At 47.5% G+C, this 14,629-nt stretch carries 11 protein-coding genes and 1 pseudogene; 6 read left to right on the top strand and 6 right to left on the bottom strand.

The features are described 5' to 3' along the window. The first annotated feature begins 149 nt into the window (after positions 1-149). Complete coding sequence (locus tag JSU04_12460) at positions 150-842, top strand: hypothetical protein (GenBank protein ID MBS1971118.1); 693 nt, start codon at positions 150-152, stop codon at positions 840-842. On the opposite strand, the pseudogene JSU04_12465 reads toward JSU04_12460, so the two are convergent. Continuing rightward, positions 835-2,280 (bottom strand): annotated as a pseudogene (locus JSU04_12465) (RecQ family ATP-dependent DNA helicase). The gene JSU04_12460 and the pseudogene JSU04_12465 overlap by 8 nt on opposite strands. 148 nt (positions 2,281-2,428) lie before the next feature. Between JSU04_12465 and JSU04_12470 the strand changes: the two are divergent. Then, the gene (locus JSU04_12470; GenBank protein MBS1971119.1) at positions 2,429-4,537 is read left to right on the top strand and encodes an elongation factor G; all 2,109 of its coding nucleotides are present in this window, start codon (positions 2,429-2,431) and stop codon (positions 4,535-4,537) included. 138 nt (positions 4,538-4,675) lie between these two features. After that, entirely contained in the window at positions 4,676-6,451 is a 1,776-nt protein-coding gene (locus JSU04_12475; protein ID MBS1971120.1) for a M3 family oligoendopeptidase, read from the top strand. Here JSU04_12475 and JSU04_12480 read toward each other — a convergent pair. The 3 genes from JSU04_12480 to JSU04_12490 all read right to left on the bottom strand — a co-directional run bounded on the left by JSU04_12480 (position 6,426) and on the right by JSU04_12490 (position 9,402). Further along, a complete protein-coding gene (locus JSU04_12480) occupies positions 6,426-7,682 on the bottom strand; it encodes a hypothetical protein (protein ID MBS1971121.1) in 1,257 nt (418 codons plus the stop codon). The genes JSU04_12475 and JSU04_12480 overlap by 26 nt on opposite strands. A gap of 118 nt (positions 7,683-7,800) precedes the next feature. Continuing rightward, a complete protein-coding gene (locus tag JSU04_12485; protein ID MBS1971122.1) occupies positions 7,801-8,196 on the bottom strand; it encodes a hypothetical protein in 396 nt (131 codons plus the stop codon). 9 nt (positions 8,197-8,205) lie between these two features. Beyond that, positions 8,206-9,402 (bottom strand): S1 RNA-binding domain-containing protein, encoded by a 1,197-nt coding sequence (locus tag JSU04_12490; protein MBS1971123.1) that lies wholly within the window; start codon positions 9,400-9,402, stop codon positions 8,206-8,208. A 201-nt stretch (positions 9,403-9,603) separates the two neighbouring features. On the opposite strand from JSU04_12490, the gene JSU04_12495 reads away from it, so the two are divergent. After that, a complete protein-coding gene (locus JSU04_12495) occupies positions 9,604-10,257 on the top strand; it encodes an OmpA family protein (GenBank protein ID MBS1971124.1) in 654 nt (217 codons plus the stop codon). A gap of 50 nt (positions 10,258-10,307) precedes the next feature. Here JSU04_12495 and JSU04_12500 read toward each other — a convergent pair whose 3' ends face one another. Continuing rightward, a complete protein-coding gene (locus JSU04_12500) occupies positions 10,308-10,766 on the bottom strand; it encodes a hypothetical protein (protein MBS1971125.1) in 459 nt (152 codons plus the stop codon). 284 nt (positions 10,767-11,050) lie between these two features. Here JSU04_12500 and JSU04_12505 point away from each other — a divergent pair, with 284 nt between their 5' ends. Then, positions 11,051-12,520, top strand: coding sequence for a hypothetical protein (locus tag JSU04_12505; protein MBS1971126.1), 1,470 nt, complete (start codon positions 11,051-11,053; stop codon positions 12,518-12,520). Positions 12,521-12,600: 80 nt separating this feature from the next. Here the strand turns inward: JSU04_12505 and JSU04_12510 are convergent, their stop codons facing one another. Continuing rightward, entirely contained in the window at positions 12,601-13,386 is a 786-nt protein-coding gene (locus JSU04_12510; GenBank protein ID MBS1971127.1) for a dienelactone hydrolase family protein, read from the bottom strand. Positions 13,387-13,584: 198 nt separating this feature from the next. On the opposite strand from JSU04_12510, the gene JSU04_12515 reads away from it, so the two are divergent. Next, positions 13,585-14,622: an HlyC/CorC family transporter gene (locus JSU04_12515; GenBank protein MBS1971128.1), complete on the top strand. Its 1,038-nt coding sequence runs from the start codon at positions 13,585-13,587 to the stop codon at positions 14,620-14,622. The last annotated feature ends 7 nt before the right edge of the window (positions 14,623-14,629 follow it).

Genomic DNA, 14,629 nt, shown 5'->3' on the forward strand with positions numbered 1-14,629 from the left:
GGAGAAAAACAGGAACAAAACCCGACAGGTTTCTCCAAAATCTCTCTCGCAAAGTCCAGGACAACGCCAATTAATAATTCTAATGCCGTCATCAGATCTATTAATTTTACAGTTTCCTCACATCGACCTACAAAGAGTGCGGAGGTTTTATGATGAAGTCATTCTTATACCTAGCCTTGAGTTTCTTAACCGAATTCAGCTATGCGCAAGTTCTACATCATTCTTCACACTCCTCCGACCGTCCTTCTACTCACGGTATGGCGGTTGTAGGCACTCAGCATATTTACCTGTCCCACCTACCGATGTTTCATTCACCGCACGATTACCAAGTGATTTTAGAAGTCACGCTGGATACCGCGTCTCAGGCTCAGTATCTGAAAATGAAAGCGACGACCGGCAGTGAACTGATCACCATGGTGCCTGAAACTTTTGTTTTACCAGAAATGGTGGCTCACCCACGCCCGTTTAAGGCAGCTTTCTACAGAGGTCACTTTGAAAGAGGCGGCAGCGTTTTCATCGATGAAGCCAGCGTCACCATCAGCAAGGTGATTTACTTCAATAAATTTTCACCCACCGAGAACAAACATACGGAAGCCAGATTCATTTTATTTGGCGATAAGAAGGAGCAGTTCCTTGCTCATCAAATCACAGTAAAGCCGGATTTTGATCAGCTTCTCAGCGTTGAAGCTCAAGGCTTTCAAGAAAAAAACAATGGGGATGTCTTAGTCTTCAAAGACCGCAACAATGACCAAGCTCTCAATCCCGGTGAAATTGAAACGCCGGACATAAAAATCCAAGTAAAAACAAATCTCTATTTGGAATTCGGCGATCTGGCTATTTAGCATTCCCTGCGAGGCACACATCACAGTGCCCGCACTTGCTGGCACCTTGGTAACCAAAATATTCATAAACCTGCAACAAGCGACACTCGTCTTCGCGAGTGGCGTAGCGAACGATGTCATAGAGCTTTTGGTTTTGACTCTTCAGCAGCGCCGGCGAGTTTTCTGCCGCAAACATTTCCGGCGTGGGTTCACGAACCGCAATGTATGGGAATGGCATATCCGGCGCGGCCTCCAGACAATCCCAGCGTTCCAGGATACGCACGGCGCTCTCAACTCGAAAGTCGCGGCGGTTTCTAAAGCTCATCTGCCCGCGCAGATAATCGAAGCCCTCTTGGTCGAGGGGCCCGCGGTTTTTCACAATCAACTGGTAAACCTGATTGATGAACTCAGGCTCCGGATGCGACCACTTCAAGAACTCCATCTGAATTGAGACATCGTCTTGATCATAGAGCAAATGACACTGCGAAGGCAGCCCATCGCGGCCGGCACGCCCCACTTCTTGGTAGTAGGCCTCCACTGAGCCAGGAATCTCCACGTGCACAAGCAAACGCACGTTCTCTTTGTCGATCCCCAAGCCAAACGCCGGCGTTGCCACCATCAGCGGCGCTTCTTCAGAAACGAAGCGCTTCAGATTGCGCTTACGGTCCTGCCCCGGCAAATCGCCATGATAAACCAGATGTTCCACCCCTAGGCGGCGGAGATCACTAGATACTTTTTTCAAAGTCTGAATCAGCGAGCAATAAATAATAGCCGCCCCCGGCGTCTGATGATGAAGACCAATGATCGCGCGGATCTTCTCATCGATCCCATAGACATCATGCACGCTGAGCTGGAGATTCGGACGCTCGAGCCCTCCGAAGATGATTTCCCCGGAGTTTTCCATATCGAGCTGCTTCAAAATGTCTTTCTGCACAGCCGGCGTCGCGGTCGCAGTCAAAGCCAGAACTGGCGGGTTCCCCAAAAGCTTCCGGAACTCGCCTAAGCGCGAATAATCGGGACGGAAATCATGGCCCCACTGGCTAATGCAATGGGCCTCATCAACTGCCAGGCAAAAAAGTTTTCGTTTTTGAATGGCTTCAAGAAATTCCGATTTGCGAAAGCGCTCGGGCGTCACATAAAAGAGCTGGAACTCTCCGGCGGCGAGGCGTTTTTGGCGGGATTCGCGGTCTTCGCGACTCACGGTTGAACTTAAATACGTCGCTGAAATGCCCAGCTTCTGGGCTTTTTGGACCTGATCTTCCATCAAAGCGATCAGGGGCGAGATCACTAGCACGAGGTCTTTTTGCACCTTTGCCGGAAACTGGAAGCACAGGCTTTTTCCCATCCCTGTCGGCATGAGTGCCAACGTGTCTTTCCCAGCCATGACCCTTTCCAGGATCTTTTCCTGTTCACCTCGAAACTGTTTATAGGGAAAATTTTCAGCTAAAAGTTGGGAGAGAATCACTCAATAAATCCTTGCCTGATTAAACACTGCGCAAAAGGCCTGTCGTCACGGATTCGTCACATTCTTCTTTTGCAATGGGGGCCGAATAATGATAACTCCTTAGGCTCTTTAAGCAATCATTAACACACAAAAGGGTATAGTTATGTCCAAAAAATGGAATATTGATACGGTTAGAAATATCGGTATCTCGGCTCACATCGACTCGGGAAAAACGACAACTTCTGAGCGTATTTTGTTCTATGGAGGTCGTATCCACGCTATCCACGAAGTTAAAGGTAAAGACGGCGTGGGCGCAACGATGGACTCCATGGATCTTGAGCGTGAAAAAGGTATTACAATCCAGTCTGCTGCGACTCAGGTACAGTGGAAAGATTATACCATTAACTTGATCGATACACCGGGGCACGTGGACTTCACCGTTGAGGTAGAACGTTCATTGCGCGTTCTTGATGGTGCGGTCTTGTTGTTGTGTGGTGTTGCGGGCGTTCAATCTCAGTCAATCACAGTTGACCGTCAGATGAAACGTTACAGCGTACCTCGTTTGGCATTCGTGAATAAGTTGGACCGTCAAGGTGCTAACCCATTCCGCGTTGCTGATGCGTTGGTTGATAAATTGAAATTGAATGCAGTGATGATCCAAATCCCAATCGGTTTGGAAGATCAACATCGCGGTCACGTTGATTTGACTGATATGAAGTCTTACATCAACGAAGGCGAAAACGGCGAAAAAGTTGTTGTTGGTGAAATCCCTGCTGACTTGGTTGAGCAAGCGAAAGAATACCGTCAAAAAATGATCGGCAAATTGGCTGATATCGATCCTAAGATCGAAGAAAAGTTCTTGATGGAAGAAGAGCCAACGACTGAAGAAATCCGCGCGGCGATCCGCACTGGTACTATCGGTTTGAAATTGGTTCCTGTTCTTTGCGGTTCAGCGTTCAAAAACAAAGGCGTTCAGCGCTTGATGGATGCAGTGACTTACTACTTGCCATCTCCTGCTGAGAAAAAAGAATACGCATTGGATTTGACTAAGAACGAAGAAAAATTCGAATTGTTCCCAGACAACACGAAGCCATTGGTTACTTTGGCGTTCAAATTGGCTGAGACTCCATTCGGTCAGTTGACTTACATGCGTCTTTACCAAGGTAAGATGGCGAAAGGTGATTTCATCATCAACCAAACGAACAAGAAATCTGTGAAGATTCCTCGCTTGGTGCGTATGCACTCTGACAAAATGGAAGATATCGACGTAGCTTACGCGGGTGACATCGTTGCCTTGTTCGGTATCGATTGCGCATCTGGTGACACTTTCTGTGACGATAAAATTGAAGCTTCTATGCAATCAATGCACGTTCCAGACGCGGTTATCAGCTTGGCGGTTGCTCCTAAGCACAAAGAAGGTGCGAACAACTTCTCTAAGGCACTCCAAAAGTTCCGTAAAGAAGATCCTACCTTCCGTGTACACCGTGATGAAGAATCTAACGAAACTATCATCTCTGGTATGGGTGAGCTCCACTTGGAAATCTACGTTGAGCGTATGAAGCGCGAATTCAACTGTGAAGTTGTTGTCGGTCAGCCTCAAGTTGCTTACCGTGAAACAATCGCTGTTGAAGCTCCTTATGACTACACTCATAAGAAGCAAACAGGTGGTTCTGGTCAGTACGCGAAGATCGTGGGCGCGATCCGTCCATTGCCTCCGCAAGAAGATGGTTCTGTATTCAAGTTCTCTAACAGCGTTGTCGGCGGTCGTATTCCTAAGGAATTCATCCCAGCTGTTGAAGAAGGTTTCAAAGAACAAACGGTGAAGGGTCCACTCATTGGCTTCCCTATCGTTGGCGTAGAAGTAGAATTGACTGACGGTGCTTACCATGATGTCGACTCCTCTTACATGGCCTTCAAAATCGCGGCGATGGCTGCACTTCGTGAAGTGTACCCTGCTGCGAAACCAACTGTTCTTGAGCCGATCATGAAGCTTGAGACAACTGTTCCAGATGAATACCAAGGTTCAGCGGTTGGTCAAATCAACCAACGCCGTGGTGTTATCGTTGGTACAACTTCTTTCGAAGGTAGCTGCGTAATTGAAGCAGAAGTGCCGTTGACAGAAATGTTCGGTTACTCAACAGATTTGCGTTCTGCAACTAAAGGTAAAGGTGAGTTCTCTATGGAATTCGCTAAATACCAAGCTGCTCCTCGCAACATCCAAGAGGAACTCGTTAAGAAATACCAAGCGAAGCGCGCAGCTGAGCAGAAGTAATCTTTGCGATAAAAGCGAAATTCAAAAAGCCGGTGGAAACACCGGCTTTTTTTATGTCCCCAGTTCCACTTTGTGAAGACTCCGTGACTTGCAGGACCTCCTGAACGAAGCTAGACAGATAGCTCTCACGGAGGTCCCATGACTACATCCCCTGCTTGGAATATTGAATCTGAATACGCATCTCTCGAAGCGCCGGCTTTCAAAGCCGATTATGCCGCTGTTGAAAAAGGGATTGCTGATATCGAAAAACGCAATAGCGCGAAAGACGTTGCAACAGTTCAGGATCTCTTTGTCTTGCGTGAGCAGACTTCTGTTTTAATTGGCAACCTTTTTACCTATGTGAACTGCATCCTGTCCGTCGATGCTTCCGATCAAAATGCAAAGGCCGTGAACTCGCAAATCGCAGTGCTGCTCTCACGCCTGTCTCAAGCCTGCACTCCACTTGAAATTTTGGTGAAGACTGCCGACGAGAGCTTTTTAAAACAGCTTTTGGATCATCCTACACTCTCGGCTTACAGCTTTGCCTGGAAGCAAGACCGCGCTAAATCTCCGTACCTGCTCTCCGAAGGTGAAGAGACTTTACTCACAGCTGTCGGCGTTTCAGGCCACACGGCATGGGAAACTCTTTATACAAATCTTTGCGGCACTATTAAGTGTGAAATGAAGTATCCGGACAAAACTGAAACCGTGGGCCTTGCCCAAGCTTTGGGTTCATTCTTTCAGAAAGACGAAGTCTTACGCAAAACTGCATGGCATGCTGTTCAGGAAGCTTGGACTGAGCACCAAGAAACTTCGGCGGCGATTTTGAATTCTCTCGCAGGCTGGCGCCAAGAGGTGAATAAAAAACGCTCGCACACAAAACCTGTGCACTTCTTGGATACTCCCCTGCATGAGAACCGCATTCAACGCGCCACCCTCGATGCAATGATGAGCTCGCTTCACAGCAACGTTGGCAACACTCGCAAAGCACCTGCTTTAATGGCGAAGATTCTTAAGAAGAAGCAGCTCGATCCGTGGGATTTGCTCGCCCCAAGCCCGCTCGGCGAAGAAGGTAAAACCATCGAGTTCTCTGAAGCTGTGAAGCTCGTACGCGAAGCCTATGGCGCCGTGGATCCACAGATGGCGGACTTCGTCGACATGATGGTGAAAAATAACTGGATCGAAGGACGAGTCACGCCAAATAAAACCACTGGCGCTTACTGCACATTCTTCACAAAGAGCAAACAGCCCCGCGTGTACATGACTTACATGGGCTCTGAGCACGATGTGACGACGTTGGCGCATGAGCTCGGCCACGCCTTCCACTCTTGGTCGATGCGTGATCTTCCGCAAGTGCAAATGAACTACCCGATGACGCTGGCAGAAACTGCGAGTGTCTTTGGTGAAACGGCTCTTCGCGATATGCTTTTACAAAAAGCTAAAACCAACGCTGAAAAGCTCGATCATTCATGGAACGAGCTCGAAGCCGCTTCGGCATTCTTGATCAACATCCCTGCCCGTTTTGATTTCGAAAAAAGCTTCTATGAGAAGCGCGAAGAAAAAACCCTCAGCCCCGCGGAGCTTGGCACATTGATGGATGAGGCTTGGACGAAGTGGTATGGACCTGTGCTTTCAAAGAACGACAAGCTCTTCTGGGCGCATAAGCTGCATTTCTCGATTGCAGGTGATAATGGGTTCTATAACTTCCCGTATGCGTTCGGGTATTTGTTCAGCCTCAGCATCTATGCTCGCCGCAAAGAGCTCGGTTCGAATTTCATGAAAACTTACGTGGATGTTTTGCGTGATACAGGCCGTATGACGGCGGAGGATTTGATCCAGAAACACTTCGGCGAGGATATCACCCAGCCGAAGTTCTGGCAGAAGTCTTTTGATCTCGTCGCAAGCAAACTTACGGCGATTGAGGCGCTGGCGTAGACGACGCCTGCTCCGGTGCCGGCGTTGCTGTCGGCGCTGGCCAGTAGATCTCTTTGAGCTTGGCCCAGTGGCGTGCTAGCACAGTCCCTTCAGTGGAGTCCGACATGAGGTCTCCGCTATTACTTTGGAAGGTATAAGCACAAGTATCCGTGCTCCAAGTCGTATAGTAGTTATCGTAGAAACCCAGAATATGTCCGAACTCATGGGTTATGGTCTTAAATCGACCCCAGTTGTGAAGTTGCATAAAAAGTTTATTCCAGTTTACGAAGGCTCGGCCGCCTAGTTCATTATCTACAAGAATTTTATAAGAGGACTTTTCTACGCCAGTGACAGATTCAACCTTCAATGAGTACTTAGAGTCGATATTCCACGTCTTTTCGATAAGAGCCGCAAACTTTTGCGCTCCCTCCACGCCAAGATCAGAAAGGTCGAGTGGAATTATCAATGTTTTGCCCTCTGTTCTGATCACCGGATTTTTAAAAAATCCGTAGCTCGAGGCATCGTCTTGCACTCGCTTTAAAAAACGATCTAAAACATCACGCTTTTTCGCGGAACTCGCAGAGGACCCATCAAGGATACCCATATAATACTTATAGATAGGATTTGTTTTAAGATAAACCCACTCATCATCCGTCAATCCAGGGTTTGTACAAACAAGGTCCTTTTGGCAGTTCTCTAGTTTTTCTTTAATCGCGATAATGACTGGCCCAGAATCCTTCGTCAGGCCATAAAAAGATCCATACGAAATACGACTTTGATCGTCCGCCACCATACCACGAGCCTTGCGATTTAAATTAACCCAGTATGGATTTTGCGGATTATCTTTAATGATTTCGTAATCCCGAACTATTTCACTCCAAGAAGAAGTAAAAGTCGTCCACTCATCTTTTCCTGGCGGATTGCTCATATCATCGATGAACTTAAAGGAACCAAAGTCAGTTCCGACAATATTATTTTCAGAATTTTTCTTCTTTGCGAGAGCTTCAATGTCTTTACGCTTTTCTTCGAGGACACGGGCGATTTCTAAAATTTTCGGACGCCATTGCAAGTCACAAACGTCCATTCGCGGCTCATTCTCTTGAGCGTAGATCTCGTTCATCTTCTTATCAAGATCGCCAAGATAAAGAGGCTTTACGGCCTCATTATTTGCCGGTGTATCGCTTGATTTCTGGCAGGCAGCCAATGTAAAAAGGAAAGACCCCACCAATAAAATAGACAGTGCTTTAGACACGAAAAACCCCTCAATGCTTTAAACGATGTGAGGGAATCTACAGCAATGCCGGGGCCAAAACCAGCGTGCAAAAGAAATAAACTGTTTTCCCGTGATGACTCGATAAAATCGATTCGAATTATTTTGTAACCGGCTTAAAGCAGCCGCCCTTTGCCTGCACCCATTTTACAGAGACAGTATAAGGCTTGCCTTGGTTTTCAAGGGAGATTTCGACTGGCTTTTCCCAGTCTTTTTCCATCTCATTCATCTTTACAGAGATGCGATGAGGATAGCTTCTCATTTGGCCCTTTTCGAGGACTTGCAACCCTGACATCACTGTCAGCATGGGCTTGCCTTTCGGGCCAGTCGCTTTGATAGACGTAATCTTTGGCAGCTGAGTGCCGCCATCGAGAATGATCTCCTGAGACTTATCGACTTCAAGCGTGTAATTCTTGGTGGGTGTCAACACCAGCGGTGCTAACTCCGTCCCCATACAAGCCATCGCATTCATTGAAATCAATAAGCCCAAGATCATGGTGTGCTCTTACTTTTTATTAAGATTCAAATTTTTGAACTGATCCGCCAAAGTGCCGAGGCCTTTGCCGCCGCCACTCGTGCTGTTTGAAGTGAAACCCTGCCAAGAAGTGTCTTCTTGTTCTTTAGGGAACGACAAAGAGATCTTCTTTTCAGCCGTGTTTACGTTCTGGATTTGAACTTTCAAAGTTTCACCTGGATTTTTCTTTTCCATCTCACGCTCATCCGCGACTTCGCGGAAAGCACTCTTTGGCAAAAGGCCGACGATGCCTGGTTTCAACTCCATCAAGAAACCGAAGCGCTCTTTGCTGCGGATCTTGCCTGTGTGCACGCTGCCCACTGGGAAATCTTTGTATGCGAGCATCCAAGGATCCTCCTCAGCCTGCTTACGAGACAATGAAATCTTCAAGCGGCCGTTGGCATCTTCTTCGATTTTCAAAATCTTCACAGAGATCTCTTGGCCAAGTTCGAGCGCTTCAGAAGGATGAGCTAAACGAGACCAGCTGATTTCAGAAATGTGAACCAAGCCATCGATACCAGAAGCAAGCTCTACGAAAGCACCGTAAGCTTCGATACGGGTCACGCGGCCGTTCATGATTTCACCGGCCTGATGCTGATCCATGAACGTGCCTTGGTTCTCAAGTTTTTCCATGTCCATCATACGACGGCGAGATACCACGATGTTGCGGCCGCCTTTTTCGAACTTCGTGATCATGAAGTCGAATTTCTTATCGATGTAGCTTTCAGGCTCCGTAATCATCTTTGTGTCCATCTGACTGATTGGACAGAAAGCCAATTTACCCATGATGTTCACGCGGAAGCCACCGTTCACAACTTCAGTGACTCGGCCCTCAACCGGAGTTTCGAAATCGAAAGCGTCTTCGAGATCGTCAGCCAGCGCTTTACCGGAAGCTTTCGCAGAAAGAACCAAAAGACCTTCCTGAGACTTTACAACGTAAAGAGTGATTTGATCTCCGACTTGCACTTTCAATTGGCCGTTGGCATCGAGAAGCTCGGTTCTATGAACCATGCCGTCGCGGCCGCTCACGTTCACGAACACTTCTTCCTTACCTAGAGTGACAACTTCAGCAGTAACTTTGTCGCCTTTGCCATAGGATTTTGTGTAACCTTGAACGGACTCCTCGAACATCGCCGCGAAGTCATTTTTCTTATTCTGTGAATCGTCGTCCCCGAACATGTCTCTCATAGTTAAACCTCAGTTTGAAAGGCTCCTATTTGATCTAGTTTCCCCCCTTTTGTCTATGACCGAGCAATGCAGAAGGGGCCGAAAGTCTGGGCCGCCCCCCTCGTTCACGATTAAGACGCAGCGAATCCTGACTGGATCTTTTGGGATGAAAACTTCCATAATAAATCCATTCGATTTCACGAAACTAAAGGAGCTTGAACTATGAAAAAGCAAATCATTCTTATTGCCACGGCAGCAGCGATGCTTTCTGCGTGCGCATCTGGCGACAACAAAAACACGATCAACAAAGCAGGAATCGGTGCCGCTGTCGGCGCGGTTGCTGGTGCTGTTATTGGTCACCAGACTGGCCATCGTAACGAAGGTGCGCTTATCGGTGCAGCTTTAGGTGCTGGCGTGGGCGGAGCCATCGGTCACCGTTTAGATAAGCAACAAAAAGAACTCGAAAAAATTGCTGAAACAAAGCGTACAGAGCAAGGTCTTATCACGAAGTTGAAAAGCGATATCTTGTTCGATACGGGCAAAGCTGATTTGAAACCAGCGGCAAAAACGAACATCAACGAACTTGCGGCTATCATGAAGAAGTATCCTGAGAACGTTTTGACGATCAAAGGTTACACAGACTCTACAGGTTCAGACAAAGTGAACAAGCCACTTTCTGAAAAACGTGCGAAAGCTGTTCGCGATGCTTTGGTTTCTGGTGGTATCCCAGAAAACACTGTGAGCTTCGTAGGTATGGGCTCAGAAAACCCAGTTGATCCAGGCAAAACAAAAGACTCTTTGTCTAAAAACCGTCGCGTTGAAATCGAAATCACTGTCGACGAAAGCAAAGTTCCTAAGCAAGCTGCTAACGACTAGTTTGCAAAGGTCCGCAAAAAACAAAAGGCTGGTTCATCACCAGCCTTTTTTTATTTCTTCGTCCAAGCCATTTCGATCTTACAAGAAACCGGTCTGTCATCACCCTCGCCATCTTTGACGGTCAGGCTGACAGCGGTCTTCGTCTTGGCCGTGTCTCCCATATCGATCTCTTGAACGATTTTGTAGGTGCCGGATTTATTGCGCGAAAGCACGTTCAATGACTTATTGAAAGTTCCGTTCGCGGCGCGCGGCCAGATCATGTATTGGCGCTCGGACCCAAACGTCAGAGCTTGGTTTCTGCCAACATTCGCAACGTATTTCACCTCATCCAAAGTACGTCCGTTGCTGACAAGCTTTTGCTTGTTATGAATGACGATACCGTTGGCTTGGCAAGAGTACTTCGTTTGCAGAGCGAAGTCTTTTGGAGCACCCGCCGGAACTGCGTTCGCAGTGGTGAAAGTGCCGAAAATGAGGCCTAAAGCCAAAATTGGGCTAAATAGACGTTCCATAAGCAAATCTCCTTGAGCCGGAGCTCAGTATGTCTCAAATTAGCACAATCAGTGCCAGCATTCTCAAAACTGGACGCTCCCAGAGCCATTCCTCAGCCTAGGCCCAGCAAACAACCTATTGTGTCGCTGGTTTTTACATCTGATCATGAAGATGTATACACCGGTATCCATGACAGCCCGTTTTTAGGTCTTAAATCCATCACGGTTGCGATGACGGTTTTTGTCACCTGGTGCCTGGTTTGCATTAAATCTTTTCGGGAGCTAACTTTTTTCGGGGGGAAACCATGGGAATTCATAAACTGAATTCTTCAGTTGCAACGGTCATTGTTGGATTGACCATTATCACGTTCGGATTCCAGAACTGTACCAAAGCGAGATTCGTTATCGATGAAGCGGCAAAGCAAAAAGCCCTCGGTGACGGCAGCGTTTTCGGAACCACTCCTGGTGACGACGGCCAAATCGCAGGCGGTGGAAACACTCCGGGCGACGACGGTAATACTCCAGGCTCACGACCTGGTGATGATGGCTCCGTTCCTGGCGGCATGAACCCAGGTAACGACGGCTCTATGCCGAAATTCCCAGGCATGGGCAACGATCCAAACATGCCAAAATTCCCGGGCATGGGTAACGACCCAAATATGCCGGGCATGCCAACAACTGGTAACGACCCAAGCATGCCACGGATGCCGAGTGTTCCTGGTATGCCTACAACTGGTGACGACACCGCTGTTCCAGGTGATGGTACTGCTATCACGGTGGTTCCAAATCCAGTTTGTGGACCAAGCATCACTTCAGGCCAAGCTTCTTTGCCGACTTCAAGCAAAGTGGTTGCGGTGCTCTTTAAGTCCGATAACTTCTCTGCAGGTGGCGCAACTGTGATCCAAGCTTGGGATGCAGAGCCAGATGTAACAAACATCCGTACGCAGCTCGCCTCTTTGAAGCCATTGTCTCTGAAATTATCTAAGACATTGGCGGCGGGTACTTACTCAGTAGTTATGTTTGATGCGAGCAAAGTAAAAGCTCCTTACAAATACGACTGGAGCGCCGGCCAGAATGTGATCGCACCTTTGCAGGATTCTATCGCGCACTTTGTCGATATGAATTCTACTTTCAAAGTTGATAGCTCTGGAAAACAAAAGGCCGTGCAATCTATGAACCTCTTAGTAGGTAAGCAAGGCGATGCCGCTTGCGCGACAGCGGGTTCTATTGACCCATTGTTGATTCAGTTGAAAACATCGACTCCACAGCCGATTGCTTTATCAGCTCCGGAAGATGGCGTGATGTTTGACTTGCTCGGCAACCGCTTGAACCACAAGAAAGTTCAGACTGCTTGGTTTGAATCTTCTAAGACAGAGAACTACTACTTAGTATTGCCTAATAAAGACGGCCTTGTTCTTGGCATCGATCAATTGTTCGGTGACGCGACTCTCGGTCCAGATGGCAAGTACGCTTCTCACGGTTTCGCAGCTCTCGCTAAGTACGACGACAGCGGTGATAAGGTCATCAGCGAAGACGACGAAGTGTTCTCACAACTCCGTCTGTGGAAAGACGACAACCTTGATGGTATCGCTCAACAATCTGAGCTGTACACTCTCGAAGAAAAAGGTGTTGTTGCCATCGACTTGAGATTTGATAAGCGCTACAGAGAAACGGACAAACACGGTAACGTTACAAAATATAAATCCGTGGTTGTCATGAAAGATGGTCAATACGGTCTGGTCTATGACTTGTACCTGAGATACATCAACAAGTAAGACGGAAACAGAATCTAAGGGTAAAATAAAAAAGGGTCGTTCGGAGAACGGCCCTTTTTCTTTTTTACTGACGGCCTCAATTATTTCGTAATCGGCGCCACCTCATTGAGGAAATCCAGGAACGCCACCATCGAGCGACGGTCAGAAACCGGGTTGTAAGCCGCACCCTTGCTCATGTCATTGCCGGCTTGAGGGTTGGTAAAGGCATGAACCGTGCCGCTATAGCTGATGAATTGATAATCCACCTTCGCATCGTCCATCTCTTTTTGAAATCCAGGAACCTCTGGCTTCACGTTTGGATCCAAAGCTCCGTGCAACACTAACAACTTCGCTTTGAAGTTCTTAGCTGCGTCTTGTGGATTCGGAGTTGAAAGTCCACCGTGGAAACTCACAACACCCGCCAGAGGCAAGCCCGCACGACCCATCTCGAGCGCCACAGTTCCGCCAAAGCAGTAACCCATTGCGATCATCTTACTGGAGTCAACATAAGGCTTTGTCTTGATAAAATCATATCCCGCTTTTGCTCGCTCACGCATCAGCTTGCGATTGTCTTTGTACTTGCTTGCTTCTTTCGCGGCCTCAGGTCCTTGCGCAGGACGCACGCCCTTACCATAGATATCCATGGCAAACGCCACGTAACCTTTTTCAGCAAGCTCTTTGGCGCGGCCTTTGACGTAATCACCAAGCCCCGTCCACTCATGAACAATCATAATCACGGGACGCTTGCCCTTAATACTGCTGTCGTAAGCAATATAGCCTTCGAGAGTCGTGTCGCCTTGTTTGTATTCGACAGTTTCAGTTTTGATCTCTGCACGGGCAACAAAGGCACCGAGGAGAAGGATGAGTGTTAGAAATGCATGTTTCACGCTGAACTCCTTTTGTATGCTAAATAAGGAAGCATTCCGCGCCGGAGATGTAAACAACTAGCCTAATTTCTGTGCTTTTTTTGATTTTCCGCAGAATGGAGTGCTTATTTACTGGGCGCTGGACCTAAGTCCCGCGTCAAGGGTCAAGGACCACTAGACAAAGTTTTGCTGTAGCGTGGTATGATACATCCTACATCTATGACCACAATCCTTCTCTTATTTTGCGTTACTCTCCTCATTTCATTCACGTGTTCACTCTTGGAAGCTGTGATCCTTTCCGTTTCACCTGCTTACGTGGCAGTGGCTGTGCAAAACAAAAAGCGTAGCGGTTTACTTCTTCAGCATCTGAAAGAAAACCTCGACCGTCCTCTTTCCGCGATTCTGACTTTGAATACGATTTCTCACACTCTGGGATCTTCGGCGATTGCTTTCAAAGTTCAACAGCTTTACGGCGAAGACTTTGTCACATTGTCTTCTTTCATTCTGACATTCATGATCTTGATCGTGTCTGAAGTTTTGCCAAAAAGTATTGGTGCTTCTTACTGGAAAGTGATTGCACCTTTTGCGGCTTATTTGATCCAAGCAATGATCTTCGTTCTTTACCCGCTGGTGAGCTTTTCACAATTCGTCGGCAAACTTGTTTCAAAGCCTGACGTTCCTGAGGTCACTCGTGAAGAGATGATCATGACGGCCGAGCTCGGTGCTGAAGAAGGTACTCTCAAGACAAAAGAATCTAATGTTATTAAGAATCTTTTGATGCTCGATAAGATCTACGTTTCTGATATCATGACTCCGCGATCTGTTTTCTTTGCGCTGGAAGCCGATATCACGGTCGATGAAGTTGTGAATAAGTATGTCCCTCTGCGCTTTTCACGTATTCCGGTTTATCGCGACAGCTTGGATAACATTATCGGTATTACTCACCGTTATAAAATCCTTGAAGCTTCGTCAGATGATCAGCACACGCGAAAAGTTTCAGATCTCGTGACGCCAATCGCTTCTGTGTCTGAGCGTCTAACAGTGGCTCAGGTTTTAGATTTCTTCATTAAAGAAAAAGAACACTTGGCGCTTGCAGTAGATGAATACGGCGTGACGACGGGTCTTGTCACTCTTGAGGATGCTGTTGAAACCCTTCTGGGTGTTGAGATCGTTGATGAATTCGATAATATCGAAGACATGCGCAAATACGCGTTGGACCAGTGGCAGATTCGCAAGAAACAACTCCGCCGTAGCTAAGGGGATT

The organism is Bdellovibrionales bacterium, from assembly GCA_018266295.1.
Classification (GTDB): Bacteria; Bdellovibrionota; Bdellovibrionia; order Bdellovibrionales; family Bdellovibrionaceae; genus JACMRP01.

Coding starts and splice junctions, on each gene's coding strand:
- JSU04_12460 (MBS1971118.1), top strand. CDS start 150: ATGATGAAGTCATTCTTATACCTAGCCTTGAGTTTCTTAACCGAATTC.
- JSU04_12470 (MBS1971119.1), top strand. CDS start 2,429: ATGTCCAAAAAATGGAATATTGATACGGTTAGAAATATCGGTATCTCG.
- JSU04_12475 (MBS1971120.1), top strand. CDS start 4,676: ATGACTACATCCCCTGCTTGGAATATTGAATCTGAATACGCATCTCTC.
- JSU04_12485 (MBS1971122.1), bottom strand. CDS start 8,196: ATGATCTTGGGCTTATTGATTTCAATGAATGCGATGGCTTGTATGGGG.
- JSU04_12490 (MBS1971123.1), bottom strand. CDS start 9,402: ATGAGAGACATGTTCGGGGACGACGATTCACAGAATAAGAAAAATGAC.
- JSU04_12495 (MBS1971124.1), top strand. CDS start 9,604: ATGAAAAAGCAAATCATTCTTATTGCCACGGCAGCAGCGATGCTTTCT.
- JSU04_12500 (MBS1971125.1), bottom strand. CDS start 10,766: ATGGAACGTCTATTTAGCCCAATTTTGGCTTTAGGCCTCATTTTCGGC.
- JSU04_12505 (MBS1971126.1), top strand. CDS start 11,051: ATGGGAATTCATAAACTGAATTCTTCAGTTGCAACGGTCATTGTTGGA.
- JSU04_12515 (MBS1971128.1), top strand. CDS start 13,585: ATGACCACAATCCTTCTCTTATTTTGCGTTACTCTCCTCATTTCATTC.